The sequence below is a fragment of the Paraburkholderia sp. BR10954 genome, assembly GCF_040965775.1.
Lineage (GTDB): Bacteria > Pseudomonadota > Gammaproteobacteria > Burkholderiales > Burkholderiaceae > Paraburkholderia > Paraburkholderia youngii.
Window position 1 is genome coordinate 116,662 of record NZ_JBFRCK010000018.1, and the last position, 18,959, is coordinate 135,620.

Annotated in this window: 17 protein-coding genes; 9 read left to right on the forward strand and 8 right to left on the reverse strand. The window is 63.7% G+C overall.

What is annotated here, in order from left to right:
- The first annotated feature begins 36 nt into the window (after positions 1–36).
- From AB4Y34_RS23820 to argE, 4 genes are read left to right on the forward strand one after another with little or no spacing between them, the layout of a single operon-like run.
- Entirely contained in the window at positions 37–1,395 is a 1,359-nt protein-coding gene (locus AB4Y34_RS23820; RefSeq protein WP_368717394.1) for a flavin-containing monooxygenase, read from the forward strand.
- Entirely contained in the window at positions 1,395–1,826 is a 432-nt protein-coding gene (locus AB4Y34_RS23825) for a RidA family protein (protein WP_368717395.1), read from the forward strand. The genes AB4Y34_RS23820 and AB4Y34_RS23825 overlap by 1 nt, the downstream gene beginning before the upstream one ends.
- 10 nt (positions 1,827–1,836) lie before the next feature.
- Positions 1,837–2,514, forward strand: coding sequence for a DUF1028 domain-containing protein (locus AB4Y34_RS23830; protein ID WP_368717396.1), 678 nt, complete (start codon positions 1,837–1,839; stop codon positions 2,512–2,514).
- Complete coding sequence (argE, locus tag AB4Y34_RS23835; RefSeq protein WP_368717397.1) at positions 2,507–3,670, forward strand: acetylornithine deacetylase; 1,164 nt, start codon at positions 2,507–2,509, stop codon at positions 3,668–3,670. The genes AB4Y34_RS23830 and argE overlap by 8 nt, the downstream gene beginning before the upstream one ends.
- Positions 3,671–3,677: 7 nt before the next feature.
- Here the strand turns inward: argE and AB4Y34_RS23840 are convergent, their stop codons facing one another.
- Positions 3,678–5,012 carry an NRAMP family divalent metal transporter gene (locus AB4Y34_RS23840; protein ID WP_368717398.1) on the reverse strand — a complete coding sequence of 445 codons (1,335 nt, stop codon included), beginning with the start codon at positions 5,010–5,012 and terminating at the stop codon, positions 3,678–3,680.
- Between the two features lie 306 nt (positions 5,013–5,318).
- Between AB4Y34_RS23840 and AB4Y34_RS23845 the strand changes: the two genes are divergently transcribed.
- On the forward strand, positions 5,319–5,543 hold the full coding sequence (locus tag AB4Y34_RS23845) for a hypothetical protein (protein WP_368717399.1): 225 nt from the start codon (positions 5,319–5,321) through the stop codon (positions 5,541–5,543).
- A gap of 13 nt (positions 5,544–5,556) precedes the next feature.
- On the opposite strand, the gene AB4Y34_RS23850 is transcribed toward AB4Y34_RS23845, so the two are convergent.
- The 4 genes from AB4Y34_RS23850 to AB4Y34_RS23865 are packed head-to-tail and all read right to left on the reverse strand — an operon-like array spanning position 5,557 to position 10,230.
- Entirely contained in the window at positions 5,557–6,543 is a 987-nt protein-coding gene (locus AB4Y34_RS23850) for an ABC transporter permease (RefSeq protein ID WP_176378214.1), read from the reverse strand.
- Entirely contained in the window at positions 6,540–7,520 is a 981-nt protein-coding gene (locus tag AB4Y34_RS23855; protein WP_176366564.1) for an ABC transporter permease, read from the reverse strand. Before AB4Y34_RS23855 ends, AB4Y34_RS23850 begins: the two co-directional genes overlap by 4 nt.
- The gene (locus AB4Y34_RS23860) at positions 7,517–9,067 is read right to left on the reverse strand and encodes a sugar ABC transporter ATP-binding protein (protein ID WP_368717400.1); all 1,551 of its coding nucleotides are present in this window, start codon (positions 9,065–9,067) and stop codon (positions 7,517–7,519) included. The genes AB4Y34_RS23855 and AB4Y34_RS23860 overlap by 4 nt, the downstream gene beginning before the upstream one ends.
- A 35-nt stretch (positions 9,068–9,102) precedes the next feature.
- Positions 9,103–10,230 carry a sugar ABC transporter substrate-binding protein gene (locus AB4Y34_RS23865; protein ID WP_013093653.1) on the reverse strand — a complete coding sequence of 376 codons (1,128 nt, stop codon included), beginning with the start codon at positions 10,228–10,230 and terminating at the stop codon, positions 9,103–9,105.
- 414 nt (positions 10,231–10,644) lie between these two features.
- On the opposite strand from AB4Y34_RS23865, the gene AB4Y34_RS23870 reads away from it, so the two are divergent.
- Positions 10,645–11,373, forward strand: coding sequence for a FadR/GntR family transcriptional regulator (locus AB4Y34_RS23870; protein ID WP_176378211.1), 729 nt, complete (start codon positions 10,645–10,647; stop codon positions 11,371–11,373).
- Positions 11,374–11,404: 31 nt separating this feature from the next.
- Here the strand turns inward: AB4Y34_RS23870 and AB4Y34_RS23875 are convergent, their stop codons facing one another.
- Positions 11,405–13,051, reverse strand: a complete 1,647-nt coding sequence (locus AB4Y34_RS23875; RefSeq protein ID WP_368717401.1) for an alpha/beta-hydrolase family protein — start codon at positions 13,049–13,051, stop codon at positions 11,405–11,407.
- 309 nt (positions 13,052–13,360) lie between these two features.
- Between AB4Y34_RS23875 and AB4Y34_RS23880 the strand changes: the two genes are divergently transcribed.
- Positions 13,361–13,750, forward strand: a complete 390-nt coding sequence (locus AB4Y34_RS23880) for an NUDIX hydrolase (RefSeq protein WP_368597213.1) — start codon at positions 13,361–13,363, stop codon at positions 13,748–13,750.
- A gap of 67 nt (positions 13,751–13,817) precedes the next feature.
- Complete coding sequence (locus AB4Y34_RS23885; protein WP_368597214.1) at positions 13,818–15,056, forward strand: DUF2252 family protein; 1,239 nt, start codon at positions 13,818–13,820, stop codon at positions 15,054–15,056.
- 40 nt (positions 15,057–15,096) lie between these two features.
- Here AB4Y34_RS23885 and AB4Y34_RS23890 read toward each other — a convergent pair whose 3' ends face one another.
- Positions 15,097–17,421: a PAS domain-containing sensor histidine kinase gene (locus tag AB4Y34_RS23890; protein ID WP_176378586.1), complete on the reverse strand. Its 2,325-nt coding sequence runs from the start codon at positions 17,419–17,421 to the stop codon at positions 15,097–15,099.
- Between the two features lie 193 nt (positions 17,422–17,614).
- Complete coding sequence (locus AB4Y34_RS23895; protein WP_176378585.1) at positions 17,615–18,385, reverse strand: DUF3047 domain-containing protein; 771 nt, start codon at positions 18,383–18,385, stop codon at positions 17,615–17,617.
- 215 nt (positions 18,386–18,600) lie between these two features.
- Between AB4Y34_RS23895 and AB4Y34_RS23900 the strand changes: the two genes are divergently transcribed.
- The gene (locus AB4Y34_RS23900; protein ID WP_368717418.1) at positions 18,601–18,909 is read left to right on the forward strand and encodes a hypothetical protein; all 309 of its coding nucleotides are present in this window, start codon (positions 18,601–18,603) and stop codon (positions 18,907–18,909) included.
- Positions 18,910–18,959: the final 50 nt, after the last annotated feature.

The following is an 18,959-nucleotide window of genomic DNA, read 5'->3' on the forward strand; positions in this document are numbered from 1 at the left end:
ACCCGAATCCAGAGCGCATTTTAGAAGGAGAAGGCCATGGCGGCTGAAAAACTGTCGATCGACACGCTGGTCATCGGCGCGGGTCAGGCTGGCGTGGCAATGAGCGAGCATCTGAGCAGACTCGGCGTGCCCCATCTCGTGCTGGAGCGCGACCGCATCGCGGAACGCTGGCGTACTTGCCGCTGGGATTCACTGGTCGCCAATGGTCCCGCCTGGCACGACCGCTTCCCTAATATGGAGTTCGAAGGACTCGATCCCGATGGCTTCGCCGGCAAGGATCAGGTCGCCGATTACTTCGAAGCCTATGCGCGGAAGTTCAATGCGCCGATCCGCACCGGCGTCGAAGTCACGAGCGTCGAGCGTCTGAAGGGCCGGGCAGGATTTGCGGTCGCAACGTCCGACGGCACGATCGAAGCCCGTCGCGTCGTCGTTGCGACCGGGCCGTTCCAGCGTCCCGTCATTCCCCCCATCGCGCCACAGGACCTCGAGCTCACGCAGCTTCATTCGGCCGACTATCGGAACCCCGAGCAACTGCCCGAAGGCGCGGTGCTGGTGGTGGGCGCGGGGTCGTCCGGCGTGCAGATCGCCGACGAACTGCAACGCGCGGGCCGCAAGGTTTATCTGTCCGTCGGTGCGCATGACCGTCCGCCGCGCGCCTATCGCGGTCGCGATTTCTGCTGGTGGCTGGGTGTGCTCGGCGAATGGGACAAGGAAGTCGCCGTGCCGGGACGCGAGCATGTGACCATCGCTGTCAGCGGCGCGTACGGCGGCCAGACCATCGATTTTCGCCGGCTTGCGCATCGCGGCATGACGCTCGTCGGCACGACCAAATCGTTCGCGAATCGCGTTGTGACCTTCGAACCGGACCTCGCCGTCAATCTGAAGCGTGGCGACGAATATCTGATGTCGCTACTCGACACCGCCGACGACTACATTGAGCGCAACGGCGTAGACCTGCCGGAAGACCCCGACGCACGGCTGATTCCACCGGACCCGGAGTGCGTCACGCATCCGCTGCCGGAGCTGGATCTGCACGAGGCGGGGGTGAGCACGATCATCTGGGCCACCGGCTATGCGGTCGATTTCAGCTGGCTGCACGTGAACGCGTTCGACGATAAAGGCAAGCCGCAGCATCAGCGCGGTGTATCGAAGGAGCCTGGCGTGTATTTCCTCGGCCTGCCCTGGTTGTCTCGGCGCGCGTCGTCGTTTATCTGGGGCGTGTGGCACGACGCAAAGCACATCGCCGATCACATCGTCACGCAGCGCAAATACCTCGCCTATCGCGACGCGTCGCAGCGTCAGCAGGACGCGCGCGGCGTGCATGGCGCGAATGCACCCGATACCGCGTGCGACGCATCGCACGCGCCGAAGACCAAAGAAGTGGGAGTGAACTGATGCCTACGCATACCCGCATCCGCATGTTCAATACGAAGGACACGTACCCGAACCAGTCGCTCGATAACGATCTTTGCCAGGCGGTTCGCGCGGGCAATACGGTCTATGTGCGCGGCCAGGTCGGTACGGATTTCGACGGCAACCTGATCGGTCTCGGCGATCCGCGCGCGCAGGCCGAGCAGGCGATGAAGAACGTCAGGCAGCTTCTGGAGGAAGCCGGCAGCGACCTGTCGCATATCGTCAAGACGACGACTTACATTACCGATCCTCGTTATCGCGAGCCGGTGTATCAGGAAGTCGGCAAGTGGCTGAAGGGTGTGTATCCGATTTCGACGGGGCTTTGCGTCAGCGCGCTCGGCCAGCCGCAATGGCTGATGGAAATCGACGTGATCGCCGTGATTCCGGACAACTGGACGCCCTTGCAGGCGTAAGGAGCCACCCATGACATTCTCGATCGTCGGACGCTGTGGGAACACCGGTCAGCTCGGTATCGCGATCAGTTCGTCGAGCATTGCGGTGGGTGCGAGGTGTCCGTGGGTGCGCGCGGGCGTCGGTGCGGTGGCGACGCAGAACGTGACGCTGCCCGCGCTGGGCCCGCAGATTCTCGATCTGCTCGAAAGCGAGCGTATCGCGCCGGACGCTGCGCTCCAACGGGCGCTAGGCGCGAGCGAATGGACCGAATACCGGCAGGTCACGGTGGTCGACAGCGAGGGTCGAACCGCGCTGTTCACCGGCAAGGAAGCCCTCGGCGTGCATCACGCGGTCGCGGGAAATCAGTGTGTGGCAGCGGGTAATCTGCTCGCCGGCAAGCCGGTGATCGACGCGATGGTAAAAGCGTTCGAGGGCGCACAAGGCGCGCTCGCCGATCGTCTGCTGCACGCGATGCATGCTGCCGTCGAAGCCGGCGGAGAAGCCGGGCCCGTGCATTCGGCGGCTTTGAAGATCGTCGATACACACGTCTGGCCGGTCGTCGATCTGCGTGTCGATTGGGCGGATGACGATCCGATCGGCAAACTCGACGCGCTATGGCAAGCGTATCGGCCGCAGATGCGGGACTACATCGCGCGCGCGTTGAATCCCACCGCGGCGCCGAGCTACGGAGTGCCCGGCGATGAGTGAGTTGGCGAGCCGTACGCTGCTCGAACGGCTGATCGGTTTTGCGACCGTCAGCCGTGACTCCAATCTGGAACTGATCGGCTTCGTGCAGCAATACCTCGCGGATCTAGGTGTGGAAAGCGAGCTATTCCATAACGACGATCGCACCAAGGCGAATCTGTTCGCGACCATCGGGCCGCGAGACCGTGGTGGCATCGTGCTGTCCGGGCATACCGATGTGGTGCCCGTCGAGGGGCAGGCGTGGACCGTGGAGCCGTTTCGTCTCACCGAGAAAGAAGGTCGCCTGTACGGACGAGGCACGGCCGACATGAAAGGCTACATCGCGTCCGTGCTGGCGGCAGTGCCCGCATTCCTGAGGCTGAAGCTCGACGTGCCGGTGCATCTCGCGTTTTCATACGACGAGGAAGTGGGCTGTCTCGGCGTGCGGCCGATGCTGGCCGAACTCGAAAAGCGCGCGCATAAGCCGCGCATGTGTCTGATTGGCGAGCCGACCGAATTGAAACCTGTGCTCGGCCACAAGAGCAAGCTCGCGATGCGCTGCCACGTGAAGGGCGCGGCATGTCATTCCGCGTACGCGCCGCAGGGCGTCAACGCGATCCAATACGCGGCGCGGCTGATCCACCGGCTGGAACAGATCGGCGACGAACTCGCGCAGCCGGAACACCATGACGCGCGTTTCGATCCGCCGTTCTCGACGGTGCAGACCGGTGTCATCAAGGGCGGACGCGCGCTGAATATCGTGCCCGCCGAATGCGAGTTCGATTTCGAAGTGCGGGGCGTGCCGGGCTTCGATCCCAACAGGGTGGTGGACAGACTGCAAAGCTACGCGGCAACCGAATTGCTGCCGAAGATGCGGGCGGTGCAGCCGGATACCGATGTCCGTGTGCAGATGCTGAATACGTATCCCGGACTCGCGACTTCGCCCGATAGCAACGCGGCACGCCTGCTCGCGATGTTGAGCGGATCGAAAGAATACGAAACGGTCGCGTTTGGCACGGAAGGCGGACTGTTCACGCAGGCGGGCATTCCAACCGTGGTCTGTGGACCCGGCAGCATGGACCAGGGCCACAAGCCGGACGAGTTCATCACAATCGAGCAACTGAACCGGTGCGACGCGATGTTCGCGCGCCTCGCAGATCATCTACGAAGCGTTAAGTAGCCCGGTCTCATCGCGACATACGCTCTACCGCGTCGAGCACGAAGTGCGCGACCACGACCACGCCGGTGGTCAGGGTCGCGAGCCAGCAAAGCGCGCGTAACGACCAATGCGCGACGAGTTCACCGACCGCTTCGCGTTTCGCACTCAGCAGCACGAGAAGCACCAGCACGGGCGTAATCGTCATACCGTTGACGACGGCGCTCCAGTACAGCGCCTTGACAGGATCGACGCGCCACAGGCCGAGCGCGAGACCAAGCAGCGTGCCGAGCGCCGCGAGCGCAACGAGCAGAACGGCAATGCGCCGATCACGCTGTTTGCCGCGGGGCCAGTCGAACGAACTCGCGACCGCTTGCGCGGCCGAACCGGAAAGCGGAGGTAGAGCGAGCAGCGCCGAGCCGACCAGCGCAAGCCCGAGCAGGGGGCCGGCATAGCCCTTCAGGAGCGGTTCGAGCGCTCGCGAAAGCTCCGTGGGCTCGCCGGGCTGCGTCTGTGCGCCATGCAGCGTCGCCGCAGCCGCAATCATCATGCACGAAGCCGCCACGCTCGATAACGCGGTGCGTATCAAGGTCTGGTTGCGCAATCGGCGAAGCTGCTCCGACGAACGTCGATCGCCGCGCGCGGCGTGCTGTTCGTGCTGCCGATGTTCTTCCTGGGCTTCCTGCTCGGCCTGCGAAAAAAGCAGATACGGACTCATCGTCGTACCGAGCACAGCCATCAGCATGGTCACGAAATCTTCTTTCCACTCGACGTGTGGCACCAGAGAGCGCAGCACGACCGTGTGCCACGGCACATCGACGATCAGCAGCACCCCGACATACGCGAACATCGGCAGCATCAACCATTTGAGCACCTGCGCATAGCGCGCATACGGGATGAACCACTGCAGCGCGATCGACGTGCAACCGCATGCGAGTATCAGCAGCCAAAGCGGCCCATGCGTGAAGCGTTGGATGACTACGGCCATCGCCATCACATTGACCGCGATGTTCAGCGTGTTCGCAATCACGAAGCGCGCCACGGCGAAATAGAAGAACACCGGCGAATAGTGCGCGCGCATGTTCGCCGTCAGGCCGTGTCCCGTGACGGCCGCGACACGCGTCGAGACCAGTTGCAGCGCAACCATCGACGGATACGACAGTATGCAGGTCCACAGCATGTCGTAGCCGTACCACGCGCCCGCGAGTGAATAGGTGGCGATGCCGCTAGGGTCGTTATCGCAACCGAGACTTGCCAGCCCCGGTCCGAGATCGGCGGCCCATGAGCGGGCAGGCTGCGACGATGAAGCGGGCGTACTACCTTGTGCGGCGCGGGACGAGCTGCGTTTGTCGGGGGGAGAGTGCATGCGGTTGATCGTCGGAAACCGGGGATGCTGTAGCGCTCGCACGAAACGTTCCTTCGTCGAATCGAACCGTTGGCTACGCCGACTACCATCCCATGCGCGAAGCCCCGTTGGTCGCCACCACTGAAGCGCTAACCGGTGCTATATTTTTTGCGTCGTCATTGCTATGACTATTGCTACCGCGCGCCACATGCAGCAGACCACGCCGACGGTAAAACCGGACATGTCGGAGATTCCGCCGTTAATGACACTCGAAGAGAATGCGCATCGCATGCCCACTCGCGCCGCAACCGCAGAGGTCGTGCGCTAATGGAAACGAGCGACTACGACGGGTACACGTTGTGGGGGCATGCCATCCTTCAGCAGGAAGGCGAGGGCATCCTGCAACCGGGGCGCTATGCGGCGAGCGGAACCATCACCCGGGGCGGCAAGCTGGTCGAAGCATCGGGCATTCTCGGATTATTCGATAGCGAGGAAGAAGCCCACCATGCAGGCCTCGATTGGGCGCGCGCGTGGGTGGATGCGCATGGATGAGCGTGGGCGTGGCCTACGTTTCCCGCTTGCTGCGTCCATAAAGCAGCAGCATCGCCGCTATCACCACGCCGTAGATGATCTGACGTCCCGCTTCCGGCATCTGCGCGACTGAAAGGATCGACTGCAATAGCGTGATCAGAATCGCGCCCGCCACGGTGCCGAGGTATGAGCCTCGGCCCCCCAGAATCGACGTGCCGCCGAGCACGACTGCCGCGATCGCCGGCAGCAGGTAGGCATCGCCCATCGACTGCGCTGCCTTCGATGCATAGCCGGCCAGCAATACGCCACCGAACGCCGCGAACCCGCTGCACACCGCAAATGCGGCCACGGTCACGAGCCGCGTATTGATGCCGGACAGATACGCGGCGCGCTCCGTATTGCCGATCGCGTACAGCGTGCGCCCGAAGATCGTCCGCGACAGCAGGAACACCGTGGCGCCGCCGATCACCACCCACAGCGCAACGGCATTCGGCACGCCCGGTACGAGCCAGCCCGCGGCGAGCCATCGCATCACCTGTGGCGCGGAATCCTGCGGCGACGATCCGCCGGTATAGACGATCATGATGCCCTGCGCGACCGCATTGGTCGCGAGCGTGGCGATCATCGACGGAATGCGCAGCAGCGCAACGAGGATGCCGTTGACGACACCGATCAGCACGCCGCAACCGATCCCGACCGGAATCGCGAGAATCTGTCCGAGTTCGCCGTGTCCCGCTACCGCGCACGCCATCATTGCGCCGACCGTGATCGTCCACGGCAGCGACAAGTCGATGTGGCCGAGCAGGATCACCATCATCAGGCCGGTCGCGATGATGCCGAGGAATGCGCCGACCTTCAGTTGCAGCAGGATGTACTCCGGCGACGTGAAGCTGCGCGAAAACATCCCGCCGACGAGCAGCAGCGCGACGATGCACGCGAACGCGATCACGATCGGTTTGTCGATTCTGCGCGTGAGCTTCGACACGAACGTGCTGCGGCCGTTTGCCGAGACGTGGCTCATTGAAACCACTCCAGACGATTGCGTACCCTGAACAACCCGCATGCGCCGATCGCGACAGCGAGCAGAAGAATCACACCCTGAAATAGCGGCTGCCACAGCGCATCGACGTTGAATACGAACAGCAGGTCACCGATCGAGCGAAACGCGAATGCGCCGAAGATCGCGCCGATCGCGCTGCCCTTGCCGCCGAGCAGCGACACGCCGCCTATCACCACGGCGGCGATCGAAAACAGCGTGTACGAGTTGGCGCTGCCGAGGCTCGCTTCGCCGGTGTCGGTGAAGAAGGTCAGAAACAGGCCGCCGATCGCGGCGAGCAGGCCGGCCAGCGTATAGCTCGCGAACTTTGCGCGGCGGATCGGCATGGCGGACAGAAACGCCGCGGGTTCGGACGAACCGGTCGCGTACGCCGCGCGCCCGATTGCCGAACGTTTGAAAGGAACCCAGACGAGCAGTGTGGCGGCGAGCAGAATCAGCAGGCTCGCCGGCAGCACGCCGGCGACCTTGCCGGTCAGTGCGTCGGCGAGGTTCTCGTTGATCGAGCCGCCGGGCACGGGGCGCAGCAGCAGCGCCAGTCCGTAGAAGACCGCGCTCGTCGCGATCGTCGTCACGATCGGCTGCAGCCGGCCGAAAATGATGATCACACCGTTCAGCGCGCCGCACAGCGCGCCGGCCGCGAGCACGCCGACGATCCCGAGCGCGCTGTGCAGCGCGTCGCCGGTGACGATCCACGAGCCGATGCAATTCGTCAGCACCAGCGTCATGCCGATCGACAGGTCGATGCCGGCCGTCAGCACGACGAGCGCTTGTCCCATCGAGACGAGCGCGAGCAGCACCGCCTTGTTCGCTGCGGTCTGAAACACGTTGGCCGACAATGCGGACGGATAGTTGAGCAGGTAGATCGCGAACATCAGCACGAACAGGCCGAACGCGAACACCGCCCCGCGATTCTCCGCATACCAGTAACGCAGCCCGCTCATAGCGCGACTCCCGTGGAAGGCGAAACCTGTCCGACGGGCAGGTCCAGTGCGCTCGCAATCAGGTTCTGCTCGGTGATCGCCGAGCCGACGAGTTCCTTCTTGATCCTGCCTTCGTACAGCACCAGCACGCGGTCGCAGCAGCCGATCAGCTCGTCGTAGTCGGTCGAATAGAACACGATCGCCGCGCCTTCGTCGGCGAGGCGTCTGAGCAGCTGATAGAGCTCCTGCTTGGTGCCGACGTCGATGCCGCGCGTCGGGTCGCTGAGCAGTAGAATCCGCGGCTGCCGGACCAGCCACTTCGCGATCACCACCTTCTGCTGATTGCCGCCCGACAGCGAGCCCACCGGCGCATCGATGCTGAACGACTTGATCGCGAGCAACTCCATCATCCGGTCGACCAGCGACTGCTGGCGGTCGCGATCGATTACGCCGGCGCTGGACATGCGATCGAGCGCGGCAAACGACAGGTTCTCGCGCACCGACATCGGCAGCATCAGGCCTTCGGTCTTGCGGTCCTCCGGGATCAGCGCCATGCCGATGCCGTTGGCGCGCGCGGCCCTCGGGCTGCCGATCGACACCGCTTTGCCATCGACCTCGATCGTGCCCGCGCACCCGCGCAACACGCCGAACAGCGCGAGCAGCAGTTCGCGCTGGCCCTGTCCGTCGAGGCCGCCGAGGCCGAGTATTTCACCGGGCTTCAACGAAAAGCTGATGCCTTGCAGCGTGTCGCTCCACGCGAGATCGCGACACGCGAGTACCGGAGCGGCGCTGCGTCCGTTGGCGGGTTTGGCCGGGAACACATGCTGGTACTTGCGGCCGATCATCATCTCGACGACTTCGTTGTCGGTGCGCGTGCCGGCCTCGAAACTCATTACATGACGGCCGTTCCGGTAGACCGTGCATTCGTCAGCGAGCGCCTTCACCTCGTGCATCCGGTGCGAGATGAACAGCAGCGCGAGGCCCTCGTCGCGCAGGCGCTTGAGCACTTCGATCACGCGCGCGACGTCGGCCGCGGTCAGCGCCGACGTGGCTTCGTCGAGGATCAGGATGCGAGGCTCGTGCGCCAGCCCCTTGGCAAGCTCGACCATCTGCTGGCGCGACAGCGGCAGGTCCCGGACCTTTGCAAGCGGATTGATGTCGGCGGCGCCCGCTCGGGCGAGCGCCTCCTCGGCCTGGCGGCGCTGGGCCCGGCGGTCGATCATGCCGAAACGTCGCGGGGGGTTCGAAGCGAAGATGTTGTCGGCGACGCTCAAGTCGGGAATGAGCGACAGCTCCTGATACACGCAGACGATGCCGGCCGCGTTCGCCTCGGCCGGCGATGCGAACGCGACCTGCCTGCCATCGTAGTGCATCGTGCCCTCGTCGGGCTGCACGACGCCGGACATCACCTTCAGCAACGTGGACTTGCCTGCGCCGTTCTCGCCGAGGATCGCGTGAATGCGGCCTCTCTTCACCGTCAGCTCGGCGTGATCCAGCGCGACCGCGCCGCCGTAGCTTTTCGACACGCCAGACATCTGAAAGAACGGCTGCGCTGCATCCTGCGGCATGCTTCGTCTCCCGTCACATTCCGGCCATCATCCGATCACTGGTTGCCCTGGGTCTGCTTCATGATCTCCTGCGCGGAGAAATTGATGCCGCAAGTCGGAAACGAGTTGCCGACGAAAAAGTTGTCGGAGTCGTTCGGGAAATAGTTGACGCCCGACTTCAGCTTCGAATCGTCGGTGACGTCTAGCGGCAGCTTGATCGAGACCGGGACCGTCTGGCCGTCCAGCGCGGCGAGCGCCGTCTTGATCGCTACCGCCACCTGCGCGGGACCGGTGCCAGCCGACGTGCACTTCAGGCCTTGGCCCCCATACTGCGCGCAGAACTTGCGAAAGCCGTTCTCCGTCTCGCCGCCGAAGGGCACGAACGGATGCTTCGCATCGATCATCGCGCGCACGACACCCGTGTCGCCGCCTTGCGCCGAGATTCCATCGAAATGACCCTGCACGGCGATCGCGTCGGCGGCGGCCTTTTGCGCGACCCCGTCGTCCCACTTGCCGTAGACCTGCACGACGTTCCACTTCTTGCCGGTGTCGTCCAACGTTTTCATGAAACCATTGTGCCGGTCCGTGTCGACCGACGTGCCCGCCACTCCGCGAACCTCGAGCACCTTGCCGCCGTTCGACAGGTGGTTCGCGAGCCACTTGGCCCACAGCACGCCGAGCCCGTACTGGTCGACGTTGACGTTGATCGCGTCTTCGCTGTCGAGGATGTTGTCGAACGCGATCAGCACGACGCCGGCGTTCTTCGCGCGGCGGATCGCGGGGCCGAACGAGGTGGGGTTCTGCGCGTCCACGATGATCGCGTCATAGCCGGCATCGATGAAGTTGTTGACGGCGGAGATCTGCGCCGGCACGTCCTCGCCGGTCGAGACGACCTTGAACTCCTTGAGCTTCGCGGCGACGGCCGGCTGTGCCGCATAGGCTTTGGCCGTCTTGATCATCTGGATGCGCCAGGTGTTCGCGATATAGCCGTTCACGAGTGCGATCCGGTAGGGCCCGTTCTTCTTCGGATACTTGATGTACTTCGTGTCGCTCTTCCAGGGGACCATGCATGTGGGATCGCTGGACGGCCCGGAAACGATCGTTGCCTGCGCGAAAGCCGCGCTTGCGCATAGCGTGAATGCCGCGGTCGCCGCCGCTCGAAGCACCTGGATTCCTGAAAGCATGTCGTCTCCTTTTTGTTGGATTGAACTTGCCGATTGCCGGCGAACATGGCGGTCATGAATCGCCGCCGAATTCTGTGCGTGAAGCAGGGAATCTTGCGGAATGTGCTGCAGCGGGGCTGAATCGGACTCGCCGAAGCAGCGGAACGACTTCTTCAAAGGCGTCGCCTCCGAGGCAAAACGAAGGGCCGGCGCGAACTCAGTCACGTCTGACAGTACTGGCATACCAATCCGCGCGCGATAGTGGTTTACCACGGCGTCGCGGGCGCACTCGAACAGTCTGAAACTCCTGCTGAATCGGCTCGAAGCCAACAAAAGTGGCGCCGGGCCCGTGGCGGCCTGATCCGTCAATTGGTGTACCATTTTGTCGAACTCGAACCGATCCTTTGGCCGCTTCGAAGCTTTCGGGAATCCTGAATGGACGAGCTTGCACACACGCCGAACGGCCGCGGTGCCGATGAGGACGCGACCGACCGTTCCTATGTCGGACTCGCGAAGCAGATCTACGATTTGATCGCCGCCGGCGACGTCGGGCCGCGTGCGCGCCTGCCTTCCGAGCGCACGCTGGCCGAACGCTTTGGCGTGAGCCGCACACAGGTGAGGGAGGCGATCATCGCGCTGGAAGTGCAGGGCGTGGTCGAGGTTCGCGTCGGCTCGGGCATCTATGTGGCAGACGCGCCGGACCCGCGCTCCGCCATGTTCAAACTGCCGCGCGGGCTAGGCCCGATCGAGACGCTGCGCGCGCGGGTGGTGATCGAAAGCGGGATCGCCGCGTTAGCCGCTACCGAACGCAAAGATTCAGACTTGGACCGGCTGTTCGCCGCGTTACGCGCGATGCGCGAAAACATGCATGACAAAGCGGCGAACGAGGCCGCTGACCGTGATTTCCATTTGGCAATTGCGCGGGCGACGGGAAACGAAATGCTCCGGCTCGTGGTGACCGCGATGTGGGACAACTCCCGCGCCGACCCGCTGTGGAAAAAGATCGAGGAGCACTTCCACACTCCCGCATTGCGGGCGGCTTCGCAGGATGAGCATCAGCGCATCTTCTCGGCGATCATGGCGCGAGACGCGGCCGCTGCGCGCGCGGCGATGCAGGCGCATCTGACGCGGGTCATCGGCGAGTTCACCCAGGCGTGGCGTTAGCGCCACTCCAGGCTGTTCGCCTTCCGCCCGGTCACGGCTCTGTTTCGTCGCCAGCAAGGTTGTCGAGGAAACGGGCGAGTCGTTCGGTGTCGGCCTTCGTCCAGCCGTCGGGCGGCACCACGCTGGCCCAGCCGCTGACGTAATCCTCCGAAGAGTAGTTGTGACCAAAACCCGGCGGCACGGCGAGTTGATGAATCTGATCGCCCACCGCCTGCACGCCCGAGACGATCGGAAACCAATGCATCGCGCGAGGCATGTCGAAGCCGCGAGGCGGAGCCATCCATTCTGGCGGCCACCAGAACGCTCTGACGCTCCAGAAGACAGCCGGATCGGCCGGATGCTGAAGGTACACGATTCGCGGGGCCGGCCAGTCCGCATTCAATGCCACCTGGTGCGGATCGCGATTCAGGAACCGTACGACGCGCCCCCCATCGAAGATCGGCTGCCAGAAGGGCGAGCCGCGATCGCGCTCGCGAGTGAGCTGCGCATGGATGAGGTTGCTTTGTTTGGCGCCGGCGATCAGCACGCCATCGGTCGCGGCCACCATATTGGCCACCGACGCGGATGCGTCCGCTCCCACGAAAGGCGCTTCCACTCCCGCGGCGCCGAGGCTCTTGCCGAACAGAACGAGCTTCGGCCGCTTTTGCGGTGGGAGCGTCGACCAGCGTGCGCGAACGGCGTTGAAGAGCGTGATACCCGCCTCGTCCGCGAGCCCAGCGTCCACGAAGATGGCGTAGCGGCTAGGCAGGAAAGAGTATTGAATCGCCACGATCGCCGTGTCGCCACCGTGCAGTTCCTCGAGCGAGGCGGCGGCTTGGGGCACGATCCAGCCCGTGCCGGTGGGTATCCACACGACCAGCACTTTGCGGTCGAACCCGCCCGCGCGCTCGAGCTCGCGGACCGCAATGCGCGCGCGCTGTTCGAGGGAGTCCGCAGAACGCACCCCCACGTAGACTCTCACCGGCTCGACCAGCCTCGCATCTGATCCGTGGAACTTCGCAAGTTCCTGCCTGTTTGTCGCCGTTGCCACGAAGTCGCGTCCCATGCGTCCCAAGCTGTCCCATGCGACCAACGACATGCTGCTGCCGGACACCGTGGGCGACGTGGGAGACAGGGTTCCCTCGGTCGTGTTCTCGTTCCTCGGCTCGTGGACGAGATCGGAGCCCGCGGCGAGGGCGGGAAAAAACACTCCGCGACCGAGCGCGATGCCAATCACGATGATGAAGAGCGCTGTTGCTGGCACCGACACGATCGACGGGACGCGGCGCAGGATCACCCGGTTGACTGCGGCGACACCACGGGCCGCGACTCGCCCGATGACCACCAGCAGCACCGCCGCCAACGGCGACACCGCGCTCATCAGCACGCCATCCAACCAGCCGATGGTTGTCATCCCCATGAAACTACGTTGCTCGTTCTGCCAGCCGAGCCATAGCTTCGCGCCAACGAACAGTGCAATGAGCCACGCCGCCGCCAGAACGATTGCTATGCGCCGGCGGCTCTCGCTGGCGGGCACGCGCCCCCATCGCTGCAGCAGCCGATGCACCCCGCAGCCAGCCAATGTGCCTACCCCGTAGCCGATGGCCAGACAAAACGCACCGACGACGGTTTGCGTTACCCACGACCGCGGAATCAGCGTTGGCGTCAGTGACTGCCACCAGAACACGAGCGCGAGCAACGAGCCGCTGAGCGTCGGCGTCCGAAGTGCGCCTCGGAGCCAGGCAGCTATCGGCTCGTGGGAGTTCCGCATGCGTGCTCGCTCAGATTGGCGCAGCTCGCACTTCGTCCCCGCGGGCCATCCGCAAAGGGGTGGAAGACACGAGCCGGCTTGATTTTGACGGTGCTTCGGGCCATGCATCGCATTGTATTTAGCTTTCTCTGGGACGAACAACCTCGTCGCCTGCCAGTGACTTACCGAGTCGGCGCGCACGCTGCTTGCTCGTCGTGCTGCGATCGGCTCCCACGACTGAATGCTCGCGACTCAAAAATGAAAGATCGATCCACAATCCTATGCGTGCGCGACAGCAAGCTGCTCCTGGTCGCTCGCTCGCGCTCGCGCTGGTCGCTGCCCGGTGGCACGATAAAACGGCTCGAATCCCCGCTGGACGCTGCTCGACGCGAACTGGAGGAAGAAACGAACTTGGTCGAGGTCCACCTGACGTATTTGTTCCAGTTTGGCGGGCTCAACAAGCGGCACCATGTTTTCCTGGCCGAGTTCGCGCGCGACATATCACCTGAGCCCGGCAATGAGATCGCCCGATGCCGATGGTTCACTCCGATCAAGATCGAGACCTTGTCAGCCAGCATACCCACCCGGGAGATTGTCGGTCTGTTCGTTCGGCTTGACGATCGCGGCTATGGGCGCGCGGCCCGCTGAAGACAGGTGCGGCACGGTTTTAGCTACGCGGTTGTGGCAGATGGCTGTTGTAGCGAGGAGCACTGTCGTGAAAAAGGCGTTCTCAAAAAATTTTCCGGTTCCTGACCAACGGGCGCCTTTACTGGCAGAGCTTCGCCGGCAGAAAATGGCTCGCACGGCATACGACTACGTACGCGGAGGCGCCAGGCGCTTTTATGCGTGGCTCGACAGCCAGCCTCCCGGCGCGTTGCCCGATGGTCCGCCGGTGTGGATTTGTGGCGACTGTCATCTCGGGAATCTCGGCCCGGTCGCGGATGCAGCGGGTCACGTGGCAGTCCAGATCAGGGATCTGGATCAATGCGTGATCGGCAATCCTGTGCACGACCTGCTTCGGCTGGGACTGTCGCTGGCCACCGCCGCGCGCAGCGCGGACTTGCCGGGCGTAATCACCAGCTGCATGGTGGAAGCGCTCATCGACGGCTACCAACAGGCCTTCGACGACACCCGCAGCAACGAGACGAAGCGGGCGCAACGGCCGGCGGTCGTGCAGGTCGCGATGAAAAGGGCACTGCACCAGTCGTGGCGCAAGCTGGGCCGGCAAACGATCGACGGCGCGGCGCCGTACATTCCTCTTGGCAAGCGTTTCTGGCCGCTGTCAGAAGAAGAAGCGCAGGCGGTTCGATCCCTCTTCGCGCCGCAGTCGGACCTGGCGATGGCAGAGGTGCTGGGCACGGCGACGACAGGCGACGCGAAAATCGAGGTGCTGGACGCGGCGTTCTGGGTCAAGGGGTGCAGTTCTTTGGGGCGCCGCCGCTACGCGGTGTTGCTGGACATCGATGGAGAATGTTCTGCTGGCGGGCCCCCCTGTCTAGTCGACATCAAGGAAGCCGCTACCGCTGCCGCGCCGGCACACGCTGGCGCCCCGATGCCCCGCGACAACGCAAAGCGCGTAGCCGAAGGTGCCCGGCATGTGACTCCCCGGCTCGGCGACCGCATGCGCGCCGCGCGTCTGAACGGAGCGGCGGTCGTGATCCGCCAACTGATGCCGCAGGATCTCAAGTTCGACGCGGACCGGCTCACCGAAGCTGATGCCGTCAAGGCAGCCCATTTCCTTGCGCTCGTGATCGGGCAGGCCCATGCGCAGCAGATGGATGCCTCGACTCGTAAAGCCTGGCTGGGCGATCTGCAGGCAAGCTGGCCCAAATCGATCAAGGCGCCATCGTGGCTGTGGCGCAGCATGGTCGAATTGACCGTCGCAAACGAAGCGGAATATCTGGAGCACTGCCGGCGCTACGCTGTCGACCGCCGGGGCGACCAGGTCAGATAGCGAGAGGCTCCCGACGACGCGCCGGTGAGCGGAAATGCAGTCATTTCCGCTGACGAACGCCGGCCAGCACGCTTGCGAGTTCGTCGATGGTGAACGGTTTGCTCAATGCGGTCCAGCGAAATGGCATCGATGGCAATTGCGGGTTTGCGTATCCCGACGCAAACACGACATGGAGTGAAGGCGCTCGCGCGGTCGCCTGCTTCGCCAGTTCGATACCGTCGATATCCGGCATCCGCAGGTCCGTGATCAGCACGTCGAAGGGTTCGTTTGCCAGCCACTCGAGCGCCTCACGCGGCGACGTCGTGAATTTTCCCGAATGCCCAAGCAAGCCGATCAGTTCGTTGGTCGCTTGAGCCAGGTTCACGTCGTCGTCGACCAGCAGGATACGCAAAGGGGCGACCGGGCCGCCGAGCGCCGCATCGCGCGAAGTTTTGCTACGCACGGGGTCGCCGACATCGAGCACCTGACGGATCTTACGCGCAAGCTGCTCGCGGCTGTACGGCTTGCTGAGCAGGTCGACGCCCGGGTCGAGCCTGCCGCCATGGACGATCGCGTTCTGCGTATACCCCGACGTGAAAAGGACCTTCAGATGCGGCAGCAGCCGCAGACCCTGGGCGACCATGTCCGTGCTGCGAAGCGGACCCGGCATCACGACATCGGAAAAAATCAGATCGATATGGACGCCGCTGCGCAATACGGCGAGCGCTTCCTCCGCGGCGTCGGCTTTCAGGACCCGGTAACCGAGGTCCGAGAGCGTGTCGAGGGCGGTCGATTGCACGTTCCTGTCGTCTTCCACGACGAGGATCGTTTCCGATCCTCCCTTGGGAGCCGGTGTGACGCGTGGCGGCAGTTCGACTGCCGGCCGGTCCGAGCGGGGCAGATACAGTTTGACCGTCGTGCCGTGCCCGACCTCGCTGTAAATCTTGATATGGCCGCCGCTCTGCTTGACGAAGCCGTATGCCATGCTGAGCCCGAGACCCGTTCCTCTTCCCTCCGGTTTCGTCGTAAAGAAAGGATCGAACGCGCGATCCACCACGTCCGGCGGCATGCCTGTGCCGGTGTCGGTGACGGCCAGCAGCACGTACTGGCCAGCCTGGATGTCCGGCACCGCGGCGACGTACTCGTCGTCCAGCATCGCATTGGAGAGCTCCATCGTCAGCTTGCCGCCCTCGGGCATTGCGTCCCGTGCGTTGATCGCCAGATTGAGGATCACGTTTTCCAACTGATGGATATCGACGAGGGTGTTCCACAAGCCGCCGGCGACGACCGTTTGCACGTCGATCGTCTCGTCGAGAGCCCGGCGCAGCAGATCGTCCATGCCGCGAAGCGCGGAGGCCAGGTTGATGACGACCGGCCGTAGCGGTTGCCGCCGTCCGAACGCGAGCAGTTGCGACGCGAGTTTCGAGCCGCGCTCCACCGCTGTTATCGCTTTTGCCACGCGCTCGCGAGTCCATTCGTCGCGGGAATGCCGGCTGTCGAGCAATTCCAGATTGCCGCGCAAGATTTGCAGCACATTGTTGAAATCGTGAGCAACGCCGCCCGTCAGTTTGCCGACTGCCTCCATCTTTTGCGACTGGAACAGCGCCTTGCGCGTGTCCTCCAGCATCCGGCTGGCTTCCATACGCTCGGTGATGTCGCGCGTGATTTTCGCAAAGCCGACCAGCGCCCCATCTTCGTCACGGATTGCATCGATCACCACGTGCGCCCAGAAGCGCCGGCCGTCCTTGCGCACCCGCCACCCTTCGGCTTCGAATCGTCCCTCGCTGGCTGCGATCGACAGTCCCCGTTGCGGCAGGTCGGCCGCGGCATCCTCGGGTGTATAGAAGCGCGACATGTGCGAGCCGATGATTTCCTCGGCGCTATACCCGTTGATCCGGCGAGCGCCGGCGTTCCAGTTCGTGACGATCCCGGCGGGAGAAAGCATGAAAATCGCGTAGTCCGTCACTCCGTTCACGAGCATGCGAAAGCGCCGTTCGCTCTCGACGACGGCATCGTGTGCGGTCTTCTTGTCCGTCATGTCGCGCACGATCTTGCCGAAGCCGAGCACACGCCCTGTGTCGTCGGTCAGAGCGGTGATCACGACATTGGCCCAGAAGCGTGACCCGTCCTTGCGGATGCGCCAGCCTTCGGACTCGGAGCGGCCGGTGCTGCGGGCGATATCGAGCAACGCAGCGGCGCTGCCTTTGTCGCGATCGTCCTGCGTGTGGAAAATGTCGAAGCGTTGCCCGATGACTTCGTCAGCCAGAAAGCCATGAATTTTCTCGCCGCCGACGTTCCAGGTACGGATGATGCCCTCCGGCGAAAGTCCGATGACCGCATAGTCGATGACGGAGTCGATCCATCGCTGGGCCCAGTCGTCAGGCATGGATGGACCGGCTTGCGCGCCGTCTGGTGCTCGGTAGTCGTCGGGTTTCGAATGATTCATGCGATTCGATCCTGAAGAATATGATCTGGTAGCACGTGTTATGCCACACCCGGACAGGGTCGGGGAATCGGGTCGGGAACCGAGCCAGCCGCGTCACGCCGACCGGCTTGATCAGTTCGACGGCACCGGGTTATCAAGGCCCGGGAAGAAACTGGACATCCCCGTACCAGGCGCGTGTCGTGGTAGCGGTATTGTCGGTATCGGTGAGCAGCCCATAGCCTGTGATTCGTCCTGGCGGTTCGTGAAAGACCCGCTCGTAGTCTTGCACGATATTTCGGCGCAGACTTTGCCACCGACCCGCATCGCCGGGCTGACCGGAGACCACGATCATCTGCACGCGGTTCGTGCGGGGGTTGGCAATGACGGTGCCCGGCGCGGCGTTGGTCGACCAGACGTACATCAACGTCGCATAGGGCAGGTCTTCGCCGCTCAGTTGTTTGGCCAGCCCCATCTTCGCCCGGTCGAACATCGACAGCTTGCTCTTGTCGCCGTCGAACATGAACATCAGCCGCGCTGGCGCGTCTTCCTTCGACGCGACGCGGTTATCGGCGCCCTCGATCGGCCCATCCGCTTTCCAGCGCCATGCCACGACGGGTGTGCGCGCGAGGTCGATATTCCCTTCGTGCATCAACGCAGAAGCGGAGCGGTTCGCGTCCGCCTGCAGCACCGTGGTGTGGTCGTCGTGAACCAGCGTGTATTGCGTGATGGGCTTGCCGCGCACCACCGGCAGGTTCTTCCAGCCAGCGGGCAGCGATGCGCCGGGCTCGCTCGTGGAAAAGGCGATACCGGGGTTTTCGTCCTGGGCAGGAAGGGGGAGCGGCAACAACAGGAGCGCGACACATGCGGCGATCCAGGCTGGCTGTGCGGTTGGTTTTTGCGCTCGGCGGCTCGAAGGAAGGTGCATGGCGGTCGCATTCGTCTCCTGGATAGCAACCATTGTAATGGGCAGCGCAGGCGATATTTCAGCGGCCCCGTACTTCCGCGCGTGTCGGGATTCAGGATTTCCTGACGTCCGGATCAGGCTTTGCCGTAGTCATTTGCAGCCGCCGACGACTGTGCGCTAGCGCCCGTTCGTCCATCATCGGTGATGCTTGCGAAGATCGAAAGGCGATGTGCAAAATGATTGCGGACTTTCTGGACCGACGCAGGCGCTTGCAAGAGATCGACAGAATTTGCCAGCGCCTGTTCGAAACGTGGTGCGAGGCGCGCAGCCTGACACCGCTGACCTACCTGCTGTTTTGCTGGCCGTTGCGCGACACCCGTCCTGTCGCGATACGACGTTTGCAGCAGACGTTGAAGGAATTGCGCCGCGATCATGCGGAAGGTTTCGATGCCGGCACGTTCGTGGCGCTCGATCAACTCGTCGACCGGCTCGACGAACTGGTCGATCGGGCAGAAACCCCGGTGGCGTTTTCGCTGGTCACCTAGCCGGGCGCAACTTGCCGGCCGCGAATCCTGCGAATGCGAGATGATCGGAC

What these genes read in the sequence shown, in the direction of transcription:
- AB4Y34_RS23820 (WP_368717394.1), top strand. Translation starts at nt 37, where the DNA reads ATGGCGGCTGAAAAACTGTCGATCGACACGCTGGTCATCGGCGCGGGT.
- AB4Y34_RS23825 (WP_368717395.1), top strand. Translation starts at nt 1,395, where the DNA reads ATGCCTACGCATACCCGCATCCGCATGTTCAATACGAAGGACACGTAC.
- AB4Y34_RS23830 (WP_368717396.1), top strand. Translation starts at nt 1,837, where the DNA reads ATGACATTCTCGATCGTCGGACGCTGTGGGAACACCGGTCAGCTCGGT.
- argE (WP_368717397.1), top strand. Translation starts at nt 2,507, where the DNA reads ATGAGTGAGTTGGCGAGCCGTACGCTGCTCGAACGGCTGATCGGTTTT.
- AB4Y34_RS23840 (WP_368717398.1), bottom strand. Translation starts at nt 5,012, where the DNA reads ATGCACTCTCCCCCCGACAAACGCAGCTCGTCCCGCGCCGCACAAGGT.
- AB4Y34_RS23845 (WP_368717399.1), top strand. Translation starts at nt 5,319, where the DNA reads ATGGAAACGAGCGACTACGACGGGTACACGTTGTGGGGGCATGCCATC.
- AB4Y34_RS23850 (WP_176378214.1), bottom strand. Translation starts at nt 6,543, where the DNA reads ATGAGCCACGTCTCGGCAAACGGCCGCAGCACGTTCGTGTCGAAGCTC.
- AB4Y34_RS23855 (WP_176366564.1), bottom strand. Translation starts at nt 7,520, where the DNA reads ATGAGCGGGCTGCGTTACTGGTATGCGGAGAATCGCGGGGCGGTGTTC.
- AB4Y34_RS23860 (WP_368717400.1), bottom strand. Translation starts at nt 9,067, where the DNA reads ATGCCGCAGGATGCAGCGCAGCCGTTCTTTCAGATGTCTGGCGTGTCG.
- AB4Y34_RS23865 (WP_013093653.1), bottom strand. Translation starts at nt 10,230, where the DNA reads ATGCTTTCAGGAATCCAGGTGCTTCGAGCGGCGGCGACCGCGGCATTC.
- AB4Y34_RS23870 (WP_176378211.1), top strand. Translation starts at nt 10,645, where the DNA reads ATGGACGAGCTTGCACACACGCCGAACGGCCGCGGTGCCGATGAGGAC.
- AB4Y34_RS23880 (WP_368597213.1), top strand. Translation starts at nt 13,361, where the DNA reads ATGAAAGATCGATCCACAATCCTATGCGTGCGCGACAGCAAGCTGCTC.
- AB4Y34_RS23890 (WP_176378586.1), bottom strand. Translation starts at nt 17,421, where the DNA reads ATGCCTGACGACTGGGCCCAGCGATGGATCGACTCCGTCATCGACTAT.
- AB4Y34_RS23895 (WP_176378585.1), bottom strand. Translation starts at nt 18,385, where the DNA reads ATGCACCTTCCTTCGAGCCGCCGAGCGCAAAAACCAACCGCACAGCCA.
- AB4Y34_RS23900 (WP_368717418.1), top strand. Translation starts at nt 18,601, where the DNA reads ATGATTGCGGACTTTCTGGACCGACGCAGGCGCTTGCAAGAGATCGAC.